Annotated in this window: 1 protein-coding gene; it reads right to left on the bottom strand. The window is 43.6% G+C overall.

What is annotated here, in order from left to right; genetic code table 11:
* On the bottom strand, nucleotides 1–349 hold a 349-nt coding region (locus B2866_RS12610; protein ID WP_296194887.1), incomplete at both ends, for an IS3 family transposase.

Below are 349 nucleotides of genomic sequence, written 5' to 3'. Positions count from 1 at the left end.
ATTCTATTCTTGGCAATGACGCCACACTGTCCTTTATAAGATCGATACTTCTGCCTTCTGATTCTTGCACTAAGCTTAAGCTCGTTCATAAGCCGCGCGATGAGCTTGTGGTTATACCTTAACCCTTCACTCTTAAGTGTCTGGGTGATTCGACGATAGCCATACCGACCTTTATGGTGATGATAGATGCCACTGATACGCTGTTTAAGATCGGCATACTTATCATCAGCTTTTAATGCATGTACATGATAGTAAAAGCTGCTTCTTGCTATACCTGCAATGAGTAGTAGTAAAGCGAGCGGATGCTGATCTCTTAGTCCTTTGACGAGCCTTGCTTTGTCTGGTTGGC

Source organism: Psychrobacter sp. UBA3483, assembly GCF_002377905.1.
Lineage (GTDB): Bacteria > Pseudomonadota > Gammaproteobacteria > Pseudomonadales > Moraxellaceae > Psychrobacter.
This window is presented reverse-complemented; position numbering and strand designations above follow the sequence as displayed.